The sequence below is a fragment of the Atopomonas hussainii genome (assembly GCF_900109735.1).
GTDB classification, from domain to species: Bacteria; Pseudomonadota; Gammaproteobacteria; order Pseudomonadales; family Pseudomonadaceae; genus Atopomonas; species Atopomonas hussainii.
The window spans coordinates 4,365-5,847 of sequence record NZ_FOAS01000030.1; the positions used below are offsets into that span (position 1 = coordinate 4,365).

The 1,483-nt window shown below is 45.0% G+C and carries 3 protein-coding genes; all 3 read left to right on the forward strand.

The features are described from left to right. The first annotated feature begins 142 nt into the window (after nucleotides 1-142). The 3 genes from BMX80_RS17405 to BMX80_RS17415 all read left to right on the forward strand — a co-directional run bounded on the left by BMX80_RS17405 (nucleotide 143) and on the right by BMX80_RS17415 (nucleotide 1,427). On the forward strand, nucleotides 143-481 hold the full coding sequence (locus BMX80_RS17405; protein WP_074870780.1) for a hypothetical protein: 339 nt from the start codon (nucleotides 143-145) through the stop codon (nucleotides 479-481). 67 nt (nucleotides 482-548) lie between these two features. Then, the gene (locus BMX80_RS17410) at nucleotides 549-986 is read left to right on the forward strand and encodes a PH domain-containing protein (protein ID WP_074870782.1); all 438 of its coding nucleotides are present in this window, start codon (nucleotides 549-551) and stop codon (nucleotides 984-986) included. An 87-nt stretch (nucleotides 987-1,073) separates the two neighbouring features. Beyond that, a complete protein-coding gene (locus BMX80_RS17415) occupies nucleotides 1,074-1,427 on the forward strand; it encodes a hypothetical protein (RefSeq protein ID WP_074870783.1) in 354 nt (117 codons plus the stop codon). Nucleotides 1,428-1,483: the final 56 nt, after the last annotated feature.

Sequence of the window (1,483 nt, forward strand, 5' to 3'; positions counted from 1 at the left end):
TGTGTCACCTAACAAGTCGCTCAAGCGGACACGGCAAAAGCATGCTTTTGCCGTTCCCTCGGCAGAGCCTCGGTGCCGCTTAGCTCCCTCATTAGTCTAGTAATCCTGACAGGAAAGTCCCACATACACACAAGGAGATCCAATGAAAAATCTATTACTCGTATTCGCTGCGTGCGCCGCCATAAGCGGCTGTAAAGATGAAGGAGAGAGCTTTATAGGGACGTGGGTACATTCAGAGAAAATCTCAAACACTCAAACCATGACCGAAACCATTGTCGTTACCAAAACAGATAATGGGTATCAAGCAATCTCAAACACTGACCCGGAAACATGGGGAGAGATAACATTTAATCTGGTGCCCGAGTCAGACTCAAGCCTAATCGATGCAGACACAAAAAAGAAAAGACTTGAACTATCCGCAGAAAATAAAATCATGAGCTATCTCAGAAACAAGCCTCAAGAGCTTACAAGAGCTAATTAATCTGCAGCACCTTAACCAAACGCTATGCACCGAACAAAAGAAGTTCATTAACCAAGGAGTTACACACATGGGACGTTACGTAGAAAGTGCTCTTACAAAAGGTGAAAAGGTAATATATGAAGGGAAAACGAGCATCTGGTCTCTTTTGCCTCTGATACTGCTAGGTCTGTTAACGCTCGGTATTTTTGGCCTTGGCCTGCTTTTTTGGGCCGCAGCAGCAATACGTTATTTCTCCACAGAGTTGGCCATAACAAACAAACGTGTTATTGCGAAATTTGGCTTTATAAGCAGAACAACTATTGAAATTAACATGCAAAAAATTGAAAGCATTCAAGTTAACCAAGGGATTCTTGGTCGCATATTCAACTTTGGCTCAATTGTTGTTTCTGGCGCAGGAAACCCACAAGCACCAGTGCCAGGAATTTCCAGCCCTTTGAATTTTCGTCGGGAGTTCCTAAACACACAAGAGCAAGAGCTGTCAGCTAATAGCGCGGCTGTAGCCTAACAAGCGGTTCAAGTCGTTCGCTTCGCTCACTGGGACGTCCAAAAGCTGCGCTTTTGGGCGCCCCTTAACCAAACGTTAGGAGTCTTTATGAAATACAGCGTAATTCCCTTCATAGCACTACTAATCACTGGCTGCACAACAGCGCAAAATACCCCAGCTACTGGTGATTTTAGCTATGAAGATGTCCGCTTTGCCGCAGCTGACCAAACAATCCAGACCCCATCAAAATTCAATCAAGACATAACTGAGTGTCAGAGCATCGCACAAGTGCAGTATGAAACTGATATTAAGAACAGCGCTAAGCTTGCAGAAATTTATGGCCAACCAATTAGCCCTGAAGTTTTTGCACAAAAACGCAAAGCGCAGGTTGTGGATTGTATGACTGGGAAAATAACCGGAAAAGGAACAGGTAAAGGCTGGCTTCTTGCGCAAGACTCCTAACAATGCGCTCAACGTCGCTCACTTCGTTCGCTGGACGCCCAAAAGCTGCGCTTTTG

Coding starts and splice junctions, on each gene's coding strand:
- BMX80_RS17405 (WP_074870780.1), top strand. CDS start 143: ATGAAAAATCTATTACTCGTATTCGCTGCGTGCGCCGCCATAAGCGGC.
- BMX80_RS17410 (WP_074870782.1), top strand. CDS start 549: ATGGGACGTTACGTAGAAAGTGCTCTTACAAAAGGTGAAAAGGTAATA.
- BMX80_RS17415 (WP_074870783.1), top strand. CDS start 1,074: ATGAAATACAGCGTAATTCCCTTCATAGCACTACTAATCACTGGCTGC.